Raw genomic sequence first — 23,591 nt, 5'->3', positions numbered from 1 at the left:
TAATTTAAGGTGTTTGTTATGTCTGCTAGTAAAGTTATCTCGGTTTCGACCTCCATGAAAGAGGGTTGTCAGGTACATGCTGATATCCGGGGGCACAAAGTTACCATTGATCAGCCAAAACAGGCGGGTGGGACCGATGAAGGCCCGACTCCGCTGGAGTTTTTTCTTTTTTCGTTGGGTGGATGCATTGCCAGTATCGCCCGTATCGCTGCAACTCAGCAAAAAATTGAGATGCGTGGCATCGATATTGATGTTGACGGCACCATGAACCCTGCCGGATTGCTGGGCAAGCCCACCGAAGACCGGATAGGCTTCCAGACCATCACCGTCAGAGCGAAGATCGATGCTGACCTGAGCGATGAAGAGAAAGCCCGGTTTCTTGAAGAGGTGTGCCATCGCTGCCCGTTGGATGACAATATCATGCTGGAAACTGAGGTTACCCACTCTTTAGTTCAGTAGCCAGACGCGGCTGCGCCGCTTGCCAGTGGTTAGAAAAACTAAAAAAGAGAGCCCGCCCGGCTCTCTTTTTTGTTTGCTATCAACTGTGGGTTGAATGAGTCTCTGCTGCGGGTATAAGCATTCAGATACGCATTTGCCCCCGGCTAAAAAGTGCTGCCAGATGCGGTGACTATCCGTCTTTTAAACGCGTTATTTAGCAAGGAAAACGAAGTTTTCCGTCTCGCCACGGGCAGCCGCGAAGCGGCGTTCTAGCCAGCTGAACTTGTTCAGCGGTCTGCTTTTAACGGCGGCCTGTTTTAAATTTAATAAATCCTGAGGCTGTAAAGGTAATCGACTATCGCGGAGGCTTGCTGCTTGGTGAGATTGGTGAACGCTGGCATGTCGGGTCTTGAAGGGTCGCCCTGACGGATAAGCATTACCAGCTGATCTCCCTGTAGGCGGGTCAGTCTGTTAGCGGGAATGCCTTTCAGAAAATTGCCACTGCCATCACTTTTGTGACAACTCTCGCAGTAAAGGTTGTAAAGTTCTTTGCCATTGGTTGAGCTTGTTTCAGGGGCACTGTCAGAGCAGCCGCTAAGTAGCAGTGTAAATAAAACTGATAATATGGCAGATCTTATTGTTATCACAGTCAGAATCCTTCTGCAGAGCTAATCTTGAGTATCGCCTACATTCTCAAGGGAGGTCAATATTGCAACGATGATGCGGCTCAGGTAACTGTTGCTTTTTCTGGCAGGGAATACGACGTTTTCCGTCTGGCAGCTGTGGCGCGGCGTTCTGGCGTTTGCTCTTACCGCTCCAGGTTAAGCTCGATTCCGGCAAGCTGGAGGGTGATTCCGGTCAGGGTCAGCCAGGGGTCGCCGAGAGCGCCTTTGATCTGTGCATCGGCTTCGGCGCAGCGGCTGAGCATATGGCTGAGGCGGTCAGTGGGGATTCTCTGCGCGGCGTTACGCATCTGATTTTTACGGTTGCCCCAGATCCGCTCACGCTGACAGAGGGTGTCGAATGGCGTGCCTTTTTGCAGACCGTTCTGAATCACAAGCAGTGAACGAATCTCCCGGGCGATAGCCCATAACGCGACTGAGGCTTCGGTGCCTTCCTGGCGGAGCACTTCAATAATTTTATTACAACGGGGTATCTGCTGCTGGATAGCTGCCTCGGTCAGGCCATAGATATCGTAACGGGAGCTGTCGGAGACGCTGTCCATTACCATATCCGCGGTAACCGTCTGGCCAGCATAGAGCAGATTGAGCTTATCCAGTTCCTGTTTGGCTGCCAGCAGGTTGCCTTCGATCCGCTCGCAGAGTAGCTGAACCGCATCGTGTTCCAGCGTCAGGCCGATTTGTCGGGATCTGTTACTGATCCAGCCCGGTAACTGTTGCAGGTCTACTGGCCAGATCTCGACGATAATGCCCTGCTGATCAATCGCTTTGAGCCAGGCGCTTTTCTTCGCAGTACCATCGAGCTTGTCGGCGATGATCAGTAATACATTATCTTCGGCGGGGCGTTTCAGGTATTCCTGGAGGATGTCACTGGCCTGCTTGTTAGGCTTATGGCTGCCCAGTCGCAGTTCGATAATCTTCTGTTCAGCAAACAGGGAAAGTGCGTTGGCGCATTCCAGCAGGTATTCCCATTTAAACCCGCCCTCAACATGAAGGGTTTCCCGTTCACAGAAACCGAGGGTGTTGAGGTGTTTGCGCAGCAGGTCGCAACTCTCCTCTATCAGCAGGGTTTCGTCACCGGTGATCAGATAAACCGGGGCCGGTTGCGGGCCGAGTTTGTTGCCAAGCTGCTCCGGTTTTATCTTCATCGTGATCTAAGGGCTCGCAGGCTTCAGGTTGGCGTAGAAACGCATGATCTGAATAGCTAGCTGCTGATCCATTTCGAGATAGAGCTGAGCCTCCTGCGCTGTACTGGCGGTCTCTTTGTTCGCATCGTAGTCATAGGTGCGTTCGGCAAGGACTTCACGTTCGAGCAGAGGATTACCCTGCGGGTCTTTCACCATGAATTTTACTTTGGTGGTGAGCTCGTACTCATCGATATCGGCATTTGCCCCCAGTGTGGCTTCACGCCGGGAGCGGGATTCCGAAATGATCTTCAGCAGGTAGCCAGAGCCGGTATTAACGCTGATGCCATTGGCTTCCAACTGTCTGCGTAGTACCGGCTCAAGCTGACTGCGGGAGCGTTCCGGAGTGACCAGAGTGAGCTGCCGCAACGGTTCTGCAATCTCTGCACTGCCCCGCAGGTGAAACCCGCAGGCAGACAGCATGAGACAACAAACAGTCAGCAACAGTGTGGCTGAAAGCCGGTTTTGGCAGCGATTCATCCTTGACCCCTTATCCGACAACGATGTTGACGAGTTTATTTGGTACCACAATTTGTTTGCGGATGGTTTTTCCCTCCATGTGGCGCTGCACACCCTCATCAGCCAGGGCGGTGTGTAACACGACACTTTCATCGGAGTCGGCGGGGACGTTGATCTTACCTCGTACTTTACCGTTTACCTGAACCACCATCTGCACATTGGCGAGGGTCATTGCGGCTTCATCCACCACCGGCCAGGGTGCATCCAGCAGGCTGCTGCTGTTACCCAGGTCTGCCCATAGCTGATGCGTGATATGCGGCACGATGGGGGCCAGCAACTGCACTGCAGCGGTCAGTGCTTCGCGGACAACCGCACGGCCCTGATCACTGGCATCAACAAAGCGGCTGATCGCATTGCTGAGTTCCATCACTGCGGCGATCGCGGTGTTAAATGTCTGGCGACGTTCGACGTCATCAGACACCTTCTTGATGGTTTCGTGAGTTTTACGGCGCAGCTCTTTTTGCCGTTCGTCCAGACTGTCGGGTTGCAGCGCTACCATCTCACCCGGGTATTGCAGGTGGTCGTAGACCAGTTTCCACAGACGGCGGAGGAAACGGTGAGCACCCTCAACGCCGGAATCAGACCATTCCAGCGATTGCTCTGGTGGTGCGGCAAACATCATAAACAGACGGACGGTATCGGCACCGTATTTATCGATCATTACCTGCGGATCGATACCGTTATTCTTCGACTTGGACATTTTGCCCATGCCTGCTGATTCAACCGGCTCACCATCGGCGATATGCACCGCTTTAGTCACCCGGCCTTTTTCGTCCCGCTCAACCTTTACTTCGGTCGGTGAGATCCAGATCTTGCCGCCGTTGTCGTCTTCACGGTAGTAGGTATCCGCCAGCACCATGCCTTGACACAGCAGACGTTCAAACGGTTCATCGGAGTTTACCAGGCCTTCATCGCGCATCAGTTTGTGGAAGAAGCGGGAGTAGAGCAGGTGGAGGATCGCGTGCTCGATACCACCGATATACTGATTCACCGGTAGCCAGTAATTAGCGGCGTCTGGTTCCAGCATGGTGTCAGCATTGCGGCAGGCGTAGCGGGCGTAATACCAGGAGGACTCCATAAAGGTGTCAAAGGTGTCGGTTTCCCGTTCGGCATCTGCGCCACACTTCGGACAGCTGGTTTTCTTAAAGCTATCCATCTTTTTGATGGGTGAACCAACACCGTCAAAGGTGACATCGACTGGCAGGATAACCGGCAGCTGCTCTTCAGGCACCGGCACGGCACCACAACTGTCACAGTTGATGACTGGAATCGGTGTGCCCCAATAACGCTGGCGAGATACGCCCCAGTCACGCAGACGGTAGTTAATGGTGACTTTACCTTTGCCTTTACTGTGCAGCTCGGAGGCGATCGCTTTGAAGGCGACTTCGAAATCCAGCTCATCAAAACTGCCGGAGTTCATCAGAATGCCTTTGTCGGTAAAGGCTTCTTTATCGATGTCAGCGTCGCTGTTATCCGCCGGACGGATGACCTGCTTGATCGGCAGGTTGTATTTTTTAGCAAATTCGTAGTCGCGCTGGTCATGGGCCGGAACCGACATCACCGCGCCAGAACCGTAGTCCATCAATACGAAGTTAGCGGTCCAGACCGGTACCTTCTGCCCGGTTAGTGGGTGAGTTGCCTCAATTCCCAGTGCAAAGCCCTTCTTCTCCATGGTGGCCATATCAGCTTCGGCCACTTTCATGTTTTTACAGTCGTCGATAAAGGCTATCAGTTCCGGGTTGTTTACTGCAGCCTGTTGTACCAGCGGGTGGCCCGGCGCTACGGCGACATAGGTGACACCCATGAGAGTATCAGGGCGGGTGGTGAAGACGTCCAGTTCACCAAAACCATCGACATGAAAGCTTAACTCGACACCTTCAGAGCGACCGATCCAGTTGCGCTGCATGGTGCGAACCTGTTCAGGCCACTCGCTCAGCTTATCCAGATCATCCAGCAGTTCATCGGCGTAATCGGTGATTTTCAGGAACCACTGGGGGATTTTCTTGCGCTCAACCAGCGCACCAGAGCGCCAGCCGCGACCATCGATCACCTGTTCGTTAGCCAGCACGGTCTGATCAACCGGGTCCCAGTTCACTTCAGAATCTTTCTTGTAAACCAGGCCTTTTTCCATCAGGCGGGTAAAGAACCATTGTTCCCAGCGATAGTATGATGGGTGACAGGTCGCAACCTCACGGCTCCAGTCATAACCGAAGCCCATCTGGTCCAGCTGATTACGCATGTAATCGATGTTTTCATAGGTCCAGCTGGCGGGTGGGACATTGTTTTTCAGAGCCGCGTTTTCCGCAGGCAGACCGAACGCATCCCAGCCCATCGGTTGCAGGACATTTTTGCCCTGCATCCGCTGATAGCGTGAAACGACATCGCCAATAGTGTAGTTGCGTACATGCCCCATGTGCAGCCGACCGCTCGGGTAGGGGAACATGGAGAGACAGTAGAACTTCTCCTTTGACGGGTCTTCAGTGGCTTTGAAGCTTTCATTGTCGACCCAGTGTTTCTGGACTTCAGGCTCAATATGCTGCGGTTTATATTGTTCGTTCATTTCGACTCTGATGATAAAAACCGGCGATGGTTGGATGCCGGTCAATGGAATGTTTTGTCTGTGGCGCATAGGATACAATATATGCAATGGTACATATAGTTTTTAGTCGGCTTTGGAGATGGATATGAGCAACAATAGCAGTGGTAAAGATCGTAGTGCTCAATATGATCGGGTGCTAAGCCGGTTACGTGAGGATCTTGAATCCGCCGAGCACCGCTCCTGGGATTATCTGCAGGAGAAAATAGAGGAGGCTGTTGAGTTGGAACTGGCCGCCGAAGAGATGACCCGCGATGAGATGGATCTGCTCAGTGCCTATCTGAAAAAAGATCTGAAACAGCTGGGGTATTATGCACATGAAACCGGTGAAGGCATTGCTGCCTGGCTTAATTTTGATCTGAACTTTCTTGAGCAGACCGTGGCCCGACAGTTGATGGATCTGGCCGACCGCACCCGGATTGGCATCACTGAGCTAGAGCAGCGCCTGGCGGACGGCGAGGATCAATACACTGTGGGTGATATCGCGGCGGCTGGCACCTTTGTCTGTGTTGACTGCAGTGAGCAGGTTACCCACACCAGTACCAGCCGCTTAGAGCCCTGCCCGAAGTGCGGATCAGAAACTTTTACGCGACTGTCGGCTCCGTGGGGCGGTGAACAGACCAAACAGTAACATCAGCCCGATTACCGCCTGCAGTGGTTTGATTCCCCACTCCTGGTAGGGAGTCAGACCTTGCATCTTCTGCACCTGACCGACCATTACCGCCTGTTCATATTGTGGCACCGTGGTGCTGATTTTACCGTCAGGACTGACCAGGGCGCTGATGCCATTGTTGGTCGCGCGAATCAGCCAGCGGCCGGTTTCCAATGCCCGCATCCGGGCAATCTGCAGATGTTGTGCCGGTGCGCTGGAATGGCCGAACCAGGTGTCATTGCTGACGGTGAGTAACAGGTCGCTGGTCAGACTTTGTTGCCGGACCAGCTCCGGATAGGCGATCTCATAACAGATAAACGGCGCAATCTGACTGCCTGCGGCTTCCAGCAGGGGCTGGTCAGGTGATCCCAGGCTGAATTCAGACATCGGCAGGTTAAAGAAGTCGATGATGCCGCGTAGCTGGCGTTCCAGTGGTACATACTCCCCAAAAGGTACCAGCCGCTGCTTGTCATAACTGCCATTACCTCCGGCAAACAGCGTGAGGCTGTTGGTATAGCGCTTGCCTTTGGGGTGCTCAGGATCGTTATACACTGTTGGAATACCGCTGATCATGGCGGTGTTGTTCTGTTCCAGCATCTGCGTGAACGGACTGAGAATCACGCTGGCTTTCTTGTAAAAGGTTGGAATGGCGGTTTCGGGCCAGATTAGCAGATCGACTTTGTCGCTGTCCTGGCTGAGATCGACATAGGTTTGCAGAATATTTTCCAGTGCGCTACGTTGCCACTTCTGTTGTTGCGCAATATTGGCCTGAACCGCCATAACACGGATAGGCTCGCCGACCGGGGTGGTCCAGTTTTGAGGGATCTGATGCTGTTGAATGGCGACCAGAGGCAGGCCGAGGATCATCAGGATTGTCGCTGCCTGTAAGGGCTGGTTGAGGCGTTTAACAAAGGTTACCAGAAGAGTGCTGGTAACGACGACATAGAGGCTGAGCAGCCATACTCCCCCCAGCGGTGCGAACACCGCTAACGGCGTATCGATCATGCCATAGCCAAGATAGAGCCAGGGGAAGCCAGTCAGCAGCCAGCTGCGCAACCACTCAAACAGCATCCAGAGCGCACAGAAGCCGATAGCGTTGCGGAAAAACCGGTTGTAGAGCCATCCCTGCAAGGCAAACAAAACCGCCAGTGCGGCGACAAACAGAGCCGTCATCGACCCCGCCAGCACCACTGAGGCGCTGCTGTGCTCATGAATGCTGACAAATACCCAGGATACGCCGCTGCCAAAGAACCCCAGGCCATAACACCAGCCCAGCCAGCCACTTACCCGGGGTGAGCAGTTGTGTAACAGTACAAACAGCAGGGCAACTGACACACCGCCAAGGTACCAGTAATTAAAAGGTGCCAGGGATAATGGCGCGATGGCTCCGGCAAGCAGACAGAGAATAACGCGCAGGAAGATGAACGGTGTGCGCTTAGTCATTATTGCTTGGCCGGTTCTGACCGAATGACCTGAAGCAGCCGGATACGCCGGTTGTCAGCACTGAGTATTTTAAAGGTAAATGCATCGATCTCCACCGTCTCATCCTTGCGTGGCAGATGACCAAACTTCTGTGTCACCAGTCCACCGATAGTGTCAAAATCATCGTCTGGCATACCGGTATCGAAGAACTCATTAAAGTCCTCGATCGGGGTCAGCGCCTTGACGATATAGCCGTTATCGTCAAAAGGTTTGATGTTGCCCTCGTCATCTTCAACATCATGCTCATCTTCAATCTGCCCAACAATCTGTTCAAGTACATCTTCAATCGTAATGACACCCGAGACGCCACCATATTCATCAACCACAATTGCCATATGGTTGCGCGTGGCGCGGAACTCTTTGAGCAACACATTGAGGCGCTTACTTTCCGGGATGAAGGTTGCTTTGCGCACATGCTGCTTGATGTCGAAATTTTCCAGATTGTTATCTTCGAGAATCAGCGATAGCAGGTCTTTGGCCAGCAATACCCCAAGAATATCATCCGGATTTTCGCCGATAACCGGAAAGCGTGAGTGGGCAGACGAGATAATAATGGGTAAAAACTCTTTCGGCGTCTGATCTGCTTCCACCACGACCATCTGTGAACGCGGAATCATTACATCCCGCACCTGCTGGTCGGCAACCTGCATCGCGCCCTCAATGATACTGAACGCTTCCTGATCCAGGACGTTCTCATCGGTGGCATCTTTCAGATCTGCTAACAGGTCTTCACGGGTTTTGGGTTCATCAGAAAATATCTGGGTGAGTTTACCCAGCCAGGATTTACTCTGGCCATTTCCCGATCGCTCTTCGCTCATGTGGTGCTCCGTTTTTCGGCATTTAGCTTATTCGGTTAACAAATAGGGGTCAGGAATGTCCAGTTGGGCAAGAATCTCCCGTTCCAGTTGTTCCATCTCTTCCGCTTCAGCGTTATTTATATGGTCGAATCCAAGCAGATGCAATACTCCATGTATAACCATGTGGCACCAATGGTTGAATAATGGCTTATTCTGTTCCTTTGCTTCCCGGGTAACTACCTCAGCGCAAACCACCAGATCCCCCAGAAGATCGAGCTCTATCCCTTCCGGCATCTCGAAAGGAAAGGATAATACATTGGTGGGAGTGTCCTTGCCCCGGTATTGGTGGTTGAGTTCGCGGCTTTCCTCGGGAGAAACAATGCGGATTGATAGCTCGGCGGCATCCAGACGGCCTTTAAGGGCCGTGCTGACCCATTCGGTGAGTTGTTCTTCAGAGGGGAGATTTGAATCTTCTATCTGGCACTGGCGGTCAACGAAATAGCTCATCTTCTGTCCTGCTGATTATCCGGTTGCCGGGCTTGTTGCTGCTCCTGACGCTTATCGTAAAGGTCGTAAGCATCGACAATATGTCCCACCAGCGGGTGGCGCACCACATCTTTGGAGGTGAACCGGGTAAAGCCGATCCCTTTGACCTCTTTCAACACTTCAATGGCGTGGATCAGGCCGGAGCGAACCCCTTTGGGCAGATCGATCTGGGTCGTGTCGCCGGTGATAACGGCCGTTGAGCCAAAGCCAATACGGGTGAGAAACATCTTCATCTGCTCACGGGTGGTGTTCTGACTCTCATCGAGAATCACGAACGAGCCGTTCAGGGTCCGGCCACGCATATACGCCAGCGGGGCAACTTCGATCACATTACGTTCGATCAGTTTACTGACCCGTTCAATGCCGAGCATCTCATAGAGGGCGTCATACAGTGGGCGCAGGTAGGGGTCTACCTTCTGGCTCAGGTCGCCGGGCAGGAAGCCCAGTTTTTCACCGGCTTCAACGGCGGGGCGAACTAACAGAATACGGCTTACCTCTTCACGCTCCAACGCTTCGCAGGCACAGGCGACCGCCAGATAGGTTTTGCCAGTCCCTGCGGGGCCGATACCAAAATTAATATCATGGGTCAGGATTGAACGGACATAACCCTGCTGATTTGGCCCGCGAGGGCGGATCAGGGCTTTGCGGGTCTGAATGGCTATATCCGCCTGATACACCGGTACCACTGGCTCATTGCCCGTCAGTTGTTCAACCCCAGACTGTTGCAGTAGCAGGTGGATCTGATCCGGGGTGATCTGCTCGCCCTGCCGGGCATCTTCGTAAAGTTGTTCCAGCAATTTGGCACCAGCGCGCACGACGTTCGATTGCCCGGCCAGTTTGAAACTGTTGCCGCGATTACTGATCTCTATCCCCAGGCGCTGTTCAATCAGACGCAGGTGCTCATCGAGCTGGCCGCAGAGGTTGGACAGATGTTGTGGGTTATCCGGCTCAAGGGTGAGCTGAATGGTTTGCGCTGTGTTCAAAGAGGGATCCTTTAATAGAGATGCAACAACGTTGGTTATGACTGTTTGTCAGAACAGTCTAGCAGCTTATCGGGGTGCGCTGATGACAGGTAATAGATATCACTGCAATGTGCCATCAAGCTCGGAGCCGACTAACTCACCCAACAGTGAATTGGTATAAGCCTGAACGATGCGCACATCGGCAAAGTGGCCGATCTGATCCGCATTGTCGCAACGGAAGTTAACCACCCGGTTGTTTTCGGTGCGGCCCTGCAGCATGCCCGGATCTTTACGTGAGTAATCGGTCACCAGAATACGTTGCACCGAATCGACCATTCGGCGGCTGATCTGCATAGCCTGTTGAGTGATGCGCTGTTGCAGAATATTCAGGCGCTCTTTCTTAGTCTCATCTGAAACATCATCGGGAAGGTCCGCGGCTGGAGTACCTGGGCGGCGGCTGTAGATAAAGCTGTAGGAGTTATCAAAACCGATCTCTGCGATCAGGTTCATGGTCGCCTCGAAATCAGCATCGGTTTCTCCAGGAAAACCCACTATGAAATCGGATGACAGGGTAATATCAGGCCGGGCTGCGCGAATTTTGCGAATCAGTGACTTGTATTCGAGAGCCATATGACCGCGCTTCATCGCCATCAGAATCCGGTCAGAACCGCTTTGCACCGGCAGATGCAGGAAACTTACCAGTTCAGGTACATCCCGATAGACCTCGACCAGACTGTCGGTAAACTCGACTGGGTGGGAGGTGGTAAAGCGGATGCGGTCGATGCCGTCGATGGCGGCAATACAACGGATTAACTCGGCCAGGTCGGCACTATCGCCATCATGGGTTGCTCCCCGGTAGGCGTTAACGTTCTGCCCCAGCAGATGGATTTCGCGTACCCCCTGTTCAGATAGTTCAACCGCCTCGGCGATGATATCGTCCAGTGGCCGGCTGACCTCTTCACCACGGGTGTAGGGGACAACACAGAATGTACAGTATTTACTGCAACCTTCCATGATGGATACAAAGGCTTCTGCACCCTCAACCCTGGGGGCGGGCAGATGGTCAAACTTCTCAATTTCAGGGAAGCTGATATCAACGATGCCTTTTTTCTGTGTGCCGGCGTTGGTGAGATCGATCATCTCCGGCAAGCGGTGCAGGGTTTGCGGACCGAAAATCATATCCACATAGGGGGCGCGTTTGAGAATCGCTTCACCTTCCTGTGAGGCTACGCAGCCACCAACACCGATCTTCAGATCAGGGTTCTTTGCTTTGAGCTTGCGCCAGCGGCCCAGTTGATGAAATACTTTCTCCTGAGCCTTTTCGCGAATTGAACAGGTGTTCAGGAGCAGTACGTCCGCCTCATCCTGATTATCGGTTAACTCAAGTTCATGGCTTTCGCCCAGCAGATCTGCCATCCGTGAGGAATCGTACTCATTCATCTGGCATCCGTGGGTTTTAATGAATAGCTTCTTGGCCATTGCACACCTGTTCTACAGCTTGGGAAAATTAAAAGGGCGGGAATTATACTTTATGGCAATCCGGCTGCATAGTTTTTAACCGCTTAGGAAATCACTTGTAATCAGCTAACGTGCCCCCATAATAACGGCTGTTAACCTTTTTGAGTGCAGTGAATCATGGCGAGTGACCCGATCTATCGGATAAAATTTCTTAATCAGAACGAGATCTATGAGATCTATGCGCATAATGTCTATCAAAGTGACTTATGGGGCTTTCTGGAGATAGAAAATATCGTATTTGGCAGTCAGAGCGGAATGGTGGTTGACCCTTCGGAAGAGAAGCTTAAAAAGCAGTTTGAAGATGTGGAACGCAGTTATATTCCGATGCAGGCGATTATTCGCATCGATGAAGTTAAGCATGAAGGGCCGGCAAAAATTACCGAAGTGAAGGGTACCGTCACGCCATTTCCGGTGATGCCTCCGAGAAACTGATCTGTTTCAGCGTATAAAACTTGATATTTCTCATAGTTTCTATAACTTGTGCCGCGCTATCATCTGATAGCGCCTGGTTCACCACCAGCAACTAACCCATACACTTAAGCAGATCGCCTTGAAGCTAACCAGGTAACTGTTATTCGATCAGGGCTGATCAGTTATGAATAAAGGATTATTTAATGAATACAAATGTTTATGAAGCGCCTAAGGCCGAACTGTTAGAAGCGAATTCGGCGGTTGCTCCGCTGACTTTAAAACAGATACTGTTTTCATTTCAGGGGCGTATTGGCCGCAAAATCTTCTGGCTTACCGCGCTGGGGATGTTTGTCGCTGAAATGGTTGTTTTTGGTTTGCTGACCGCGTTGAGTACTGGTCCTGAAGTGCTTATGTTTGTCACGGCCGTTCTGTATATTCCGTTGGTGTGGGTCGGTCTGGCTATTCAGGTTAAACGCTGGCATGACCGGAATAAGTCAGGCTGGTGGGTTCTGTTGAATTTTGTACCACTGATCGGTGCTATCTGGGTATTTGTTGAGGCTGGCTGTCTGGCAGGCGATCAGAACGCGAATGACTACGGGGCCCCGAGCGCCTGATCTGTTGGTAAGATTACCGCTCAACAATGAGTCAGCCTGATATATTTATCTCCTTCTCTATCAGGCTGATTATATTTCCCTTCTATCTCTTTTTGCTGATGTAGTGGCCATTTTGCTATATGGCGGAGGGCGAGAGGCCATTGAATAAATATTCAAAATAACCTGCCTGTTTCATATCGCTAACCCATACTTCTTGCTCTCCATCTCAGACCGGCTTTAGTTGCGGTTACTTGTAACTCTTTGACTCAATGCTCCTCCAGCCTTTGTTTATTGCTTGGGTTAAAGTCATCTGTTTTTGAATTTTTGTTATATATATCAATCAGATGCGACATATGGTCGCAGGCTGGTTAAATGCCGCTCAGCTGTCTGTATGATACGTTTTTTTCAAATCTCAGGAAGGAACGTATGGCTGGGTGTAAGGGATATATTGAAACAGTAACGGGGTTGATTGAGAAACAGCTTTCATCCCTTTCTGACGCTCGTAAAACATTCTATCAGAGCCTCTTTTTAACGGCTGTCAGTGCTTCGGCGGCACATGCAGGAGCGGCACCAGAAATGGTTGATGAGGGCTCCGCCCCCGTTACTATTGAAGTGGTTGGGCAGCAATCGACGAATTATAAACAGCCTCTGTCTGTGGCAGGAAAGGAGCCACTAGCTCCCCGGGAAATTCCTCACTCTGTGTCTGTGATAACTCAGCAGCGTATCAATGACCAGAATCTCAAAACCGTACCCGATGCCCTTAATCAGGTTACCGGGGTGACGGTAATTGCCAATGACAGTACCCAGAGTCAGATGCGTTCACGGGGTTACTCTCTGGGGGTTATGTATGACGGTATTCCTGCATATTCAAGTCTGTCCGGGGTGCAGCAGTTTGATCTGGATATTTACGACAGGGTTGAAGTGTTAAGAGGGCCTTCAGGCATTTTTACTGGAACCGATAGTCCTGGAGGGGTCGTCAATCTGGTCCGCAAGCGGGCTAAAGATGAATTTGCCCTGACGGGATCAGTATCTGCAGGAAGTTGGGATAATTATCATGTTGCATTAGATGTGACCGATGCTTTAAATGAATCCGGGTCGGTTCGTGGCCGGGCGGTTATGTCATTCACCGATAGGGATTATTTTTACGAGAAAACCCATACGGAGCGTTGGCTTGGTTACAGCACACTGGAGTGGGATCTTAATTCTGATACGACGTTGTCCTTATCGGCGGCAATTCAAAAGGATGATACTCCCGCGACCTCTTATGGCCTCCCCGCCTGGTCGGATGGTCACTTAATGGATGTTTCCCGCTCGACTAACCCCATTGCTGACTGGGCTGAATCGCGCTGGGATACGCAGGAATATACCGCTGAACTTGAACATCAGTGGAATAATGGCTGGTTGATGAAGGCCCGCGTTAGTCAGCGGCTACAAGACTTCTATTTTAAAGATGGCTATGTAAGCAGCAGTGTCGATATTAATTCACAGACAACCTCTTATGGTCGCATGGAACGGGATTATGAGTATAAGCGTACTGCGGTTGATCTGTATGCGACCGGGCCGTTACAACTCTTTGGCCGCAGTCATACGCTGCTTGCGGGATACAATGCCGAGTCGTATAACTCTGCTTATGAGGGGGTTAATGCGACAACGGTGACAGGTATTCCATTTGGCCAGACAGAACGGGTGCCAGATTTTAATCTGCCCTATGACCTTGGCGGTGAAACCGATACCACCCAGAGCGGTTTTTACTCTCAGGCTCGTTTGAGTCTGGCTGACCCGCTTACATTAGTCCTGGGCGGACGCTTGAGTGACTATACTGGCAAATCACGCAGCGTCGCGCCAGCGGCTCCTTCAGCATGGTCAGACGATTCTCATGTCAGTGATCAGTTTACTCCCTATGGTGCGCTGCTTTATGACTTTAGCAAGAGCACGTCGGCCTATATCAGCCGAAGTGATATTTTTATTCCGCAGTCCCGGGAAACCTATGCCGGAGGGATGCTTGATCCCCGTGAGGGAAGCCAGACAGAAGTAGGGTTAAAGTCTGAGTTTTTTGCGGGCCAGCTTCAGGCTTCGATTGCCTGGTTCCGACTGCAGGATTCAAATAGAGCCTATCAGGACCCGAACCATGTAGGTTATTACCTTAATGCCGGCGAGGTAGAAAGTAAGGGGTGGGAAATAGAGGTTTCTGGGCAACCATCACCGGATTATGAAATACAGGCGGGATATACCCTGCTTGAGACTAAGTATCTGGCCGATAGCTGGAGTCAGGGCGAGGTCTTTTCAACCTGGGAACCCCGACATACCTTAAAACTCTGGGGGATGCGTCACTTTCGAACCGGTGCACTGCAACATCTGAGTCTGGGGTTGGGGGTTAACACTGTCAGTGGTAGTTCAGCCGGGACTGGCAGCTGGGCAATACGCAGTCAGGATGGCTACTCGATTGTCAATGCTATGGCGCGTTACCCTCTCAACAGGCATGTTACGCTGAGTCTGAACCTGAATAACCTGACCGATCAGACTTACTACACCCGTTTAGGGGGCTGGAATACTTATAACACTTACGGCGAACCCAGAAGCCTGAGTCTGAAATTGCAAGCGAGTTACTGATACTGTTAAATAATCTGATGCATTTCTATCGTAAAAACATGGCGTGTTAATGTCTGATCTGCAGAAGCAGTAAATAGACAGCTTATATTCTATTTGTTGTCTTTGTTTCAATCGGGATGATTGCTATTCGTCGTTATCACTATGGCGCCGATAGTGATCATCTCTTTTTCACTGATACCTTTTCCCGTGCCGATGCAGGCTGCTCTGCATCTAAGGCGTTTTCATGATCTCATCTGGCGGTCGCTAGCGGCGCGCACGACTTACACCACCTGAGTTTGCATGCTTCACTTAAAGTGCTGAGAGGGGCCCGCCGAACATGTTACTATCGGTTATCGGGCGATGTTGTACTGTATTATCGGGTAAGTTTTTATTCGCTGTTTGTGGCAGGCGTCTGTCGATTATCGCTATTAGATTCGATGTTGACTGAGACTAAGTTAGACAATAGTGCATCTTTCAATAGCAGCTCTAAATCGGTTTAATTAAGTATGTTGAGGTTTTTAATCTGCGGGAAGAATGTATCAGATTAAGTAGTATCTACCCAATATTAGTAGCGCTTTAGGGTACATTGTTTATAGTTTTTCAATCAGATAGCATCCCTAAGAGAACCCAGTTGCAGTATGTCTTCAAATCTACACATTGCTAAAACAGCCCGGCACCGCATTACTGATCTTTTTTATACCCATGTGCTACCCGGACTGGTCTACCTGTTACTGGCTCAGGCATCGGTAGAGTTGCTGTCGATCCCTCCCAGTGACGCCTCCGCAGTCTGGCCTGCGGCCGGTGTTTCAATTGCGGCTATTCTGCTGCGGGGATATCGTGCCTGTTTCGGTTTGTTTGTTGCGTTAATGGTATTTTATGCCGATAGCTGGCTGGATACTGGCAGTGCAGCGGCGTTGTTGCGCTCGTTAGGCTTAATGTTTTTACTCAGCATGGCCGCTATTCTTGAGGCCGCTGGTGCTGTATGGCTGACCCACCGGTTTCTGGGGGAGGTGCCAGATCTGATTGATGACAAACAGATCGCTTTTTTTCTGCTTATTATTGGGCCCCTGGCATCCTTTACGGCGAGCCTGATGGCGATTATGACACTGTTGTTATTTGGTGTTATTGGCTGGGAGAACTTTCTTGTCAGCTGGCTTACCTGGTGGGTTGGCGACAGTATCGGCGCGATTGTTGTTGCACCGATGTTGCTGGCCCTGTTTGCTAACCGCCAGAGTGCCTTGTTCAGCCGGAAATGGGCGGTAGTCTTTCCGATGGGATGCTTGTTGCTCATTATTGTTATGCTTTTTCTGGTAACCAAAAATTATGAGTCGCAGGAACGGCACCTGAAGTTTAATCAACAGGCAGAACAGCTGCACTCAAGCATGAAGGCGCGGTTTGATGGCGGCATAGAGGTTCTATACTCTTTACGTGGCCTTTTTCTCAGCAGTTCAGGCGTCCGCGCCACTGATTTTTATAACTTTACCCACCATAAGTTGCAGCGCTACCCAGAAATACAGGCTCTGGAGTGGATTCCCCGCATTCCTGGTGAGCGGCGTTTTGACTACGAACGATCGTCCCCGATTCCACTGAAAATCATGGAACAGGGCGACAATGGAACGCTGTCTGAGGCGCCTGAAAGAGATTATTACTACCCTGTGACTTACGTTGAGCCATTTGCTGAAAATAAACGGGCTTTTGGTTTTAATGTGATCAGTAATCCGCTGGCTCAGGAGGCTTTGCAACGGGCACGGGAGCAAAACAGTGCTGCTTATACCTCCCCGATCAGGCTGATTCAGGAGTCGGGAGAGCAGAAAGGTTTTGTTGCATACCTGCAGGTTAATCATGGTGGTGCGGATCTGGGAATGTCGACAGAAGGGGTGGTTGCGGCGGTTTACCGGGCAGAGGACTTTATCCGCTTCGTCCTGAGCGAACACCAGGATCTGGCATCACAAATCGATGTCGATGTCTTTGATACCACAGATAGCAGGCAGCAGATATATGCGTCATCAGATACCAATGCGGATGAGTTTCTGGGCTGTACGAAAGAGTATTTAGCGGGCGGCAGGGTTTACCGGTTTGAGTATCGGGCGAAGCCAGAGTTCTTTGTACATTTATCCCAGTGGAGTAGTTGGATAGTGCTGCTTGGCGGCATGATGTTTGCGGCGCTACTGGGGGGCTGGTTGCTTTCGCTGACGGGCCGTACGATGCGTATCAGCCAGCTGGTAGGGGAAAAAACCGCTTCGTTGCAACATGAGGTTGAAGAACGTCGCAGGGCAGAGCAAGCGCTGCTTAAAGTTAGTAAAGCGGTCGAATTTAGCCCGAATATGGTGATGATTACGCTTCCCAGTGGGGAGATTGAGTATTCGAGCCCTAAGTTTACCGAGGAGACCGGGTTTCTTCCGGAAGAGGTCGTGGGACAGAGTATTAATATACTTCACGCTGCCCAGGAGGGGGCGCTTTCCTATACCGATATCTGGCCTCAGCTGCTGAGTAACCCTAACTGGCGCGGAGAGATTGTCAACCGGAAAAAATCGACCGGGCACTACTGGGCACAGGTAAACATCGCGCCGATTTATGACCTTCACGGGGTGCTGACAAACTACGTGGTTACCCTGCAGGATATTACCGAAAACCGGTTGATTTCAGAGCAGATTAGTTATCAGGCCAGCCATGATCAGCTGACAGCGCTGGTCAATCGGCGAGAGTTTGAGGTTCGTCTTCAATCGCTGCTTCATTCACAGCGGTTTCCCGGTTGTGAGCATGCGTTTTGTTTTCTCGATCTGGATCAGTTTAAGGTGGTGAACGATACCTGTGGTCATGTTGCCGGTGATGAACTCCTGCGTCAGGTCGCTGCAATTCTTCAGGGGAGGGTGAGAGCAAACGATACCCTGGCCAGGTTAGGCGGTGATGAGTTCGGTATTCTGCTGCAGAACTGTCCAATCGATAAAGCCCGGATTGTCGCAGAGGGCGTGCGTGATGCAATTGCGGAGTTCAAGTTTTGTTGGGAGCAACAGGTATTTAACATCGGTGTCAGCATTGGTGTGGTGGCGATTAATGAGCACTCCGCCAATATGACTGAAATTCTGAAACAGGCTGACTCGGCGTGCTATACCGCCAAAGATGCAGGGCGCAACCGGGTGCACCTCTATATTCAGGGAAATGAGATGCTGGCCCGCCGGGAAGGGGAGATGCATTGGGTTTCAGAGATTAATTCTGCGCTGGATGAGGGGCGCTTTATGCTCTACGGTCAGATTATCGTGCCGTTGCAGAACCCTCAGCTGAAACCGGATGTTGAACTGCTGCTGCGGATGCAGGATAGGGAGGGCAATATTGTCCCACCGGGGGCATTTTTGCCCGCAGCAGAACGCTATCAGCTGGCTGGCCGCATAGATGAGTGGGTCGTGGGTAATGCGTTTGCCTGGCTGGAGCGGAACTTTACCCAGTTCAGTCACTATTTCGGTTGCTGTGCGATCAATCTGTCTGGCGCCAGCCTTGGAGACCCGCACATTAAAGAGGTTATTATTGGTTTTCTCGAAACGTCGGTTCTGCTGCCCTATAAAGTTAAGTTTGAGATCACTGAAACCTCGGCTATCGCCAACCTGGTAGAAGCGCAGCGATTTATTAATGCGCTGAAGGCCTATGGATGTCAGTTCTCGCTGGATGACTTTGGTAGTGGCCTGTCATCCTTTGCATATCTGAAAAACCTCCCTGTGGATAACCTCAAAATCGATGGTATGTTTGTTAAGGGTATTCTCGATGACGAGCTGGACCAGGCGATGGTGAAATCGATCAACGACATCGGCCATGTAATGGGCAAAACCACGATTGCTGAATTTGTTGAGAATGATGAAATTTGTGAGCTGCTACGGAAGATCGGCGTTGATTATGGACAAGGCTACGGCCTGGGTTTGCCGACACCTCTGGATGTTCTGTTACAACAGGTGAGTGGCGCTGATGATCGCTAGAACCAAGAAACCCCAGGGGCCTCAGTGTTGCAGATGGTAGTTATCATAACGGGTTAACTGATTCTGACGGATCATCGAATCCAGGCGTGTGACGTAGTCATCGCCCAGCTCGCTATACCGGTGCAGGTGTTGTATCAGTGCAAGGCTGTTTTGCGTGTTGCGTGCCGCCCGGCGTAACTCTGCATAAGCACTGCCGCGTCCGAGGGTGAGAAAGTAATCCTCTATCGATCCGAGCAGCGATGCGTAGCGCTTGACATAGACCGGTTCCCCATCCCGTTGTTGACGGGCCATAATCCGTGCTTCTGACGGGTCAAATGACCAGACGCCAAAGACATTATTCGCCTGGACAAAAAAACGTGAGCTGCCCCAGCCGGTTTCAATCGCTGCCTGCGCCAGAATCAGACTGTTGGGCAGGTCTACCATACGCTGGCGCAGTTGTGTCGGTGAATTGGCATCATACTGTGTCATCAGCTGCTCCAGCCAGGCCTGATCGGTGCTGCTGAGGCTGGTGGTAGAGAGTAACTGCACCAGGCGGTCACGCCGCTGCTGCTGATGTTGTTTGCTAATCAGAATGGCGGGCAGCAGCAGGGCCACAAACCGCTGTTTTTTGTCAGCAACGGGCAATTTTGCCAGGGATACCACTGAGGTATACGCGACCGCTTTAACCGGATTACTCAGGGGAATAATATCGGCCGGTGTCTTCAAGGGTTTGTAGAGCACCGCGATACCACTTTGGTTACGTTGATCGGCAATCTGTACCAGTGCGCCAAAACCAAACATCAGTGCGGCGATAAACAACAGAACGGTTTGTATCGGAGACTGTTGTGATTTTGAGTCCATCGGTTATCTATTCCTGACCAGTGAATAACAGGGTTTTTGCCCCCCGTCCGGGAATCTCACGGGCCAGCTTTGGCACCAGATAACCTGGCAGCAGGTCCTGCAACTGTCCCAGCAACTGTTTCGCCTCCTCATCCGGTAGATCAAAGTGTGCCGCGCCTTTCACCGGGTCAAAGGTGAACAGGTAATAGGGCAGTACGCCGATATCGAACAATGTTTCACTCAGCTGTTTAAGGGTGTCGATGTGGTCATTGACGCCCCGCAGCAGCACCGCCTGATTGAAAACGGTGACGCCGGCCTGTTTCAGTCGCTGTACTGCAGCGGCGACCCCGTCGTCCAGCTCTTGCGGATGGTTACTGTGGATCACGATCACCACGTTGAAACGGGTTTGTTTCAGAATCCCGGTGAGGGTTTCAGTAATCCGCTGAGGCAGCACCACCGGTAGCCGGCTGTGAATGCGTAACCGGGTCAGATGTGGGATCTGCTCAAGGTCTGAGATCAACTGTTGTAAGCGGGCATCACTGGCGACCAAAGGGTCTCCGCCGGAAAAGATCACTTCAGTGATGCTGGCGTCAGCTGCAATATAATCGAGAACTTTTTGCCACTGCTGTGGCCCCAGACGATTCTCAGCATAGGGGAAGTGTCGTCGGAAACAGTAGCGACAATTAATCGCACAGGCGCTGGTGAGGATAACCAACACCCGGCCATTGTATTTATGAATCAGTCCATCTACCGGATTACTGTTTATCTCATCCAGCGGATCGCGGATAAAGCCGGGAACATCGTTGAGCTCCTCGCTCAGAGGCAGGACCTGGCGTAACAACGGATCATCGGGGTTACCTTTTTCGATGCGATCCAACCAGGGTTTGGGGATGCGCATGGCAAACTCCAGACTGGCGCGATCGGCACCCTCTAACAGTGAGTCAGGCAGTTGCAGGTAACGAATCAGAGCTTCCGGACTCTCTAAAGTCTGGCTCAGGAGGGTCTGCCAGGTGTCCGGTAACTGCATAGATGAGTTCATATCAGAATAATTTCGCTGGAAAATTTGCTCGCATTCTCCTTTCAAGTAGAATGTGTGTCAATTTTGCGGTGGCTACGGTTCACCTGAGTCTAATCTATTTTGAGATCGATATGGCAAATTACGCATCCAACCAGTTTAAAAACGGCCTGAAAGTGATGATTGAGGGAGACCCTTGCTCGATGGTAGACGTTGAGTTCGTTAAACCAGGAAAAGGCCAGGCTTTCACCCGGGTTAAGCTGAAAAACCTGCTTACTGGCCGTACCTGGGAGCGTACCTTCAAATCGAACGAAACAGCCGAAAGTGCAGATGTAATGGATACCGATATGGAGTATCTCTACAGTGATGGCGAGATGTGGCACTTTATGGACCCAACCAGCTATGAGCAGGTCGCTGCCGATAAAACCGCTATTGGCGACGCACACCTGTGGCTGAAAGAGCAGGATAAGTGTCAGGTCACCCTGTGGAATAACAACCCAATATCCGTAACACCGCCAAACTTTGTTGAGCTGGAAGTTATTGAGACTGATCCGGGTCTTAAAGGCGATACCGCCCAGGGTGGCTCTAAACCGGCCAAGCTGCAATCTGGTGCAGTAGTACGGGTGCCGCTGTTTATTGAACAGGGCGATGTGCTGAAAATTGATACCCGTAGTGGCGAGTACGTGTCCCGCGCATAAAAATTGTTTGGGCGCTATTGCGCTTGTGCTAACTGCCTTATACAGCGGTTAGCAATGTGCTCTTAACGCGTTCAATTCAATTTCTACGATTCCAATGGCAGCCACGGCTGCCATTTTTATGTACAGGATGTACGGTATGCCGCGGGCGCAGGGATGCGCAGGAGCGGCGATGGTCAGGATGTACGGTATGCCGCGGGCGCGGAGATGTACAAAACAGCAGTATGCCGTGGTTACAGAAGATGATTATCGCGGCAAACTATTATTTAAGGGTAATCACCGATGAGTCATTTGTGGAGTGCCACGGCGCCGCTGGAAAATCTGCGCAAACGGGCGCAGATCTTTGCGCAGATCCGTGAGTTTTTTGCTGCGCGGGATGTGCTGGAGGTGGAAACCCCCCTGATGACCTCGGCGGCGGTGAGCGACCCCTATATCGATACCATCGAGTGTCGCTACCATCCGTTGCCTGGACAGCAGGAGCAGGCCCGCTATCTGCAAAGTTCGCCAGAGTATGCGATGAAACGACTGCTGGCGTCCGGCAGTGGTGCGATCTACCAGATCTGTAAAGCATTTCGTAATGGCGAGTGCGGCCGTCGCCATAACCCGGAATTTACCATGCTGGAATGGTATCGTCCCGGCTTTGATCACCTTCAGCTGATGGATGAGGTTGAAGCGCTGGTGGGGCCGGTTATCGGCATGAAAGGGTTTCAGCGTATTAGCTATAGCGAGCTGTTTCGGCAATACCTGCACGTTGAGCTACAGACGGTTACGCTTCAGGAACTGGCCGCGATTACCCGTCAGCATATCGATATTCAGATGGAAGATGACAACCGGGATAACTGGTTGAATCTGTTGATGTCCCATGTGATCGAGCCGCAGCTGACCGATAAAGGCGCGGTGTTTGTCTATGATTATCCGGCGAGCCAGGCTGCTCTGTCACGGGTTGCTGAAGACCCGGATGGCCAGCCGGTGGCCTGCCGTTTCGAACTATTTATCGCCGGTGTGGAGTTAGCCAACGGTTACTATGAGCTCACCGATGCGGCAGAGCAGGCAAAACGCTTTGCTAAGGATATCGCCCAGCGGCAATCCGAAGGCTTGCCCGTCAGACCGACAGATAGCTTGCTGGTTGACGCACTGGAAAACGGCATGCCTGAGTGCGCTGGGGTAGCGATGGGGCTGGATCGGTTAGTCATGTTAGCACTGGGAACGGAGCAGATTAGTGATGTGATCGCTCTGCCGTTTGATCGGGCCTGAGAGGGGCAGTCGCTAGATCGCCGCTGCGCGGCTGGCTAGTGGTTAGAATGTCTCTTCGCGACTTGCCAGAAAAGCCCAAAGCAAGATTGATCAGTTTCTTATAAAGAGTTGCTCTGCGACATGAAAGGGTGTTGTACCGGTTAATAAATGCTTGAAGCCAGGTTGGCTGGCGGTTACCTTTTAGTCAGTGTGTCTTTGAATAACGAGAAGAATTAGTAGCCCGTGTGAGCAGTGTTTAGCTGATCGCTTCTGATGCAGTAGACCTCTCAGCTATTGATTTGTTGTAAGTAAAGATGGAAGGACCCGATATGAAAAAGAGAGATTGTGGTTTTACGCTGATAGAGATTCTGATTGCGGTGGCAATTGTCGGGGTTCTTGCCGCTATCGCTATACCTGCGTATACCAGTTATGTCACCCGGGCTAAAGTCACCGAAGGGTTTAGCATGGCTGATGGGGTTAAGTTGCAGATAGCGCAGGAGGTAATGAGTACCGGCAAGGTGCCCGTTACAGAAACGGATCTGGGGTTGAGTTCGAGTGATTACGAAACCAACTATGTTGAAAAAATCTGGATCACCGATGGCATTGTCAATGTTAGCTATAAACTACAGCAATTGGGTAGTCATAAGGTTCTCCAGTTTGTGCCTGAATGTAACAATAACTATGTGACCAGCTGGACCTGCATGTCCCCCCCTGGAACAGGTGTTTCAACAGATTATTTGCCTGATAGCTGTCGCTCGGGTACCGCGCCAAGCCCTGGCTCATGCACCGTTGCAAGTGTTTCTACTCCTGGAGCAGGAACAGGAACAGGAACAGGAACAGGAACAGGAACAGGAACAGGAACAGGAACAGGAACAGGAACAGGAACAGGAACAGGAA

Annotated in this window: 20 protein-coding genes; 9 read left to right on the top strand and 11 right to left on the bottom strand. The window is 51.5% G+C overall.

Translation table 11 applies throughout. The annotated features are described in order from the left end of the window. Positions 1-18: 18 nt before the first annotated feature. A complete protein-coding gene (locus tag ACQY8X_RS09280) occupies positions 19-459 on the top strand; it encodes an OsmC family protein (RefSeq protein WP_428034866.1) in 441 nt (146 codons plus the stop codon). A gap of 302 nt (positions 460-761) precedes the next feature. Here the strand turns inward: ACQY8X_RS09280 and ACQY8X_RS09275 are convergent, their stop codons facing one another. From ACQY8X_RS09275 to leuS, 4 genes are all read right to left on the bottom strand, one after another. After that, a complete protein-coding gene (locus tag ACQY8X_RS09275; RefSeq protein WP_428034865.1) occupies positions 762-1,085 on the bottom strand; it encodes a c-type cytochrome in 324 nt (107 codons plus the stop codon). A 161-nt stretch (positions 1,086-1,246) separates the two neighbouring features. Continuing rightward, positions 1,247-2,266, bottom strand: coding sequence for a DNA polymerase III subunit delta (gene holA, locus ACQY8X_RS09270; protein WP_428034864.1), 1,020 nt, complete (start codon positions 2,264-2,266; stop codon positions 1,247-1,249). Positions 2,267-2,272: 6 nt separating this feature from the next. Beyond that, positions 2,273-2,782, bottom strand: a complete 510-nt coding sequence (gene lptE, locus ACQY8X_RS09265; protein WP_428034863.1) for an LPS assembly lipoprotein LptE — start codon at positions 2,780-2,782, stop codon at positions 2,273-2,275. 10 nt (positions 2,783-2,792) lie between these two features. Further along, a complete protein-coding gene (gene leuS, locus ACQY8X_RS09260) occupies positions 2,793-5,381 on the bottom strand; it encodes a leucine--tRNA ligase (protein ID WP_428034862.1) in 2,589 nt (862 codons plus the stop codon). Between the two features lie 124 nt (positions 5,382-5,505). On the opposite strand from leuS, the gene ACQY8X_RS09255 reads away from it, so the two are divergent. Continuing rightward, positions 5,506-6,048: a zinc ribbon-containing protein gene (locus tag ACQY8X_RS09255; protein ID WP_428034861.1), complete on the top strand. Its 543-nt coding sequence runs from the start codon at positions 5,506-5,508 to the stop codon at positions 6,046-6,048. On the opposite strand, the gene lnt is transcribed toward ACQY8X_RS09255, so the two are convergent. The 5 genes from lnt to miaB form a co-directional block, all read right to left on the bottom strand. After that, the gene (lnt, locus tag ACQY8X_RS09250; RefSeq protein WP_428034860.1) at positions 5,992-7,512 is read right to left on the bottom strand and encodes an apolipoprotein N-acyltransferase; all 1,521 of its coding nucleotides are present in this window, start codon (positions 7,510-7,512) and stop codon (positions 5,992-5,994) included. The two genes, ACQY8X_RS09255 and lnt, sit on opposite strands and share 57 nt — an antisense overlap. Next, entirely contained in the window at positions 7,512-8,369 is an 858-nt protein-coding gene (locus ACQY8X_RS09245) for an HlyC/CorC family transporter (RefSeq protein ID WP_428034859.1), read from the bottom strand. The genes lnt and ACQY8X_RS09245 overlap by 1 nt, the downstream gene beginning before the upstream one ends. 27 nt (positions 8,370-8,396) lie before the next feature. Further along, positions 8,397-8,855 carry an rRNA maturation RNase YbeY gene (ybeY, locus tag ACQY8X_RS09240; RefSeq protein ID WP_428034858.1) on the bottom strand — a complete coding sequence of 153 codons (459 nt, stop codon included), beginning with the start codon at positions 8,853-8,855 and terminating at the stop codon, positions 8,397-8,399. Then, positions 8,852-9,877, bottom strand: coding sequence for a PhoH family protein (locus tag ACQY8X_RS09235; RefSeq protein ID WP_428034857.1), 1,026 nt, complete (start codon positions 9,875-9,877; stop codon positions 8,852-8,854). The genes ybeY and ACQY8X_RS09235 overlap by 4 nt, the downstream gene beginning before the upstream one ends. Before the next feature lie 99 nt (positions 9,878-9,976). Continuing rightward, complete coding sequence (miaB, locus tag ACQY8X_RS09230; protein ID WP_428034856.1) at positions 9,977-11,335, bottom strand: tRNA (N6-isopentenyl adenosine(37)-C2)-methylthiotransferase MiaB; 1,359 nt, start codon at positions 11,333-11,335, stop codon at positions 9,977-9,979. A 156-nt stretch (positions 11,336-11,491) separates the two neighbouring features. On the opposite strand from miaB, the gene ACQY8X_RS09225 reads away from it, so the two are divergent. The 4 genes from ACQY8X_RS09225 (at position 11,492) to ACQY8X_RS09210 (ending at position 18,932) form a co-directional block, all read left to right on the top strand. Beyond that, the gene (locus ACQY8X_RS09225) at positions 11,492-11,806 is read left to right on the top strand and encodes a DUF1820 family protein (RefSeq protein ID WP_428034855.1); all 315 of its coding nucleotides are present in this window, start codon (positions 11,492-11,494) and stop codon (positions 11,804-11,806) included. Between the two features lie 182 nt (positions 11,807-11,988). Further along, entirely contained in the window at positions 11,989-12,399 is a 411-nt protein-coding gene (locus tag ACQY8X_RS09220; protein ID WP_428034854.1) for a DUF805 domain-containing protein, read from the top strand. 405 nt (positions 12,400-12,804) lie between these two features. After that, positions 12,805-14,988: a TonB-dependent siderophore receptor gene (locus ACQY8X_RS09215; RefSeq protein WP_428034853.1), complete on the top strand. Its 2,184-nt coding sequence runs from the start codon at positions 12,805-12,807 to the stop codon at positions 14,986-14,988. A 617-nt stretch (positions 14,989-15,605) separates the two neighbouring features. Then, positions 15,606-18,932, top strand: coding sequence for an EAL domain-containing protein (locus ACQY8X_RS09210; protein WP_428034852.1), 3,327 nt, complete (start codon positions 15,606-15,608; stop codon positions 18,930-18,932). A 21-nt stretch (positions 18,933-18,953) separates the two neighbouring features. Here ACQY8X_RS09210 and ACQY8X_RS09205 read toward each other — a convergent pair whose 3' ends face one another. Beyond that, positions 18,954-19,772 (bottom strand): glucosaminidase domain-containing protein, encoded by an 819-nt coding sequence (locus ACQY8X_RS09205; RefSeq protein ID WP_428034851.1) that lies wholly within the window; start codon positions 19,770-19,772, stop codon positions 18,954-18,956. A 7-nt stretch (positions 19,773-19,779) separates the two neighbouring features. After that, the gene (epmB, locus tag ACQY8X_RS09200; RefSeq protein WP_428034850.1) at positions 19,780-20,790 is read right to left on the bottom strand and encodes an EF-P beta-lysylation protein EpmB; all 1,011 of its coding nucleotides are present in this window, start codon (positions 20,788-20,790) and stop codon (positions 19,780-19,782) included. Between the two features lie 110 nt (positions 20,791-20,900). On the opposite strand from epmB, the gene efp reads away from it, so the two are divergent. The 3 genes from efp to ACQY8X_RS09185 all read left to right on the top strand — a co-directional run. Then, positions 20,901-21,464, top strand: coding sequence for an elongation factor P (gene efp / locus ACQY8X_RS09195; RefSeq protein WP_428034849.1), 564 nt, complete (start codon positions 20,901-20,903; stop codon positions 21,462-21,464). Between the two features lie 279 nt (positions 21,465-21,743). Next, positions 21,744-22,715: an EF-P lysine aminoacylase EpmA gene (epmA, locus tag ACQY8X_RS09190; protein ID WP_428034848.1), complete on the top strand. Its 972-nt coding sequence runs from the start codon at positions 21,744-21,746 to the stop codon at positions 22,713-22,715. A 308-nt stretch (positions 22,716-23,023) separates the two neighbouring features. Further along, positions 23,024-23,591 (top strand): pilin (locus tag ACQY8X_RS09185; protein ID WP_428034847.1); only part of this gene is annotated, 568 nt, incomplete at its 3' end.

Origin of the sequence: Amphritea sp., assembly GCF_050300915.1 — a bacterium.
Taxonomy (GTDB): Bacteria; Pseudomonadota; Gammaproteobacteria; order Pseudomonadales; family Balneatricaceae; genus Amphritea.
The sequence above is the reverse complement of the archived record's forward strand: the minus strand, read 5'-3'. Positions and strand labels throughout refer to the sequence as shown.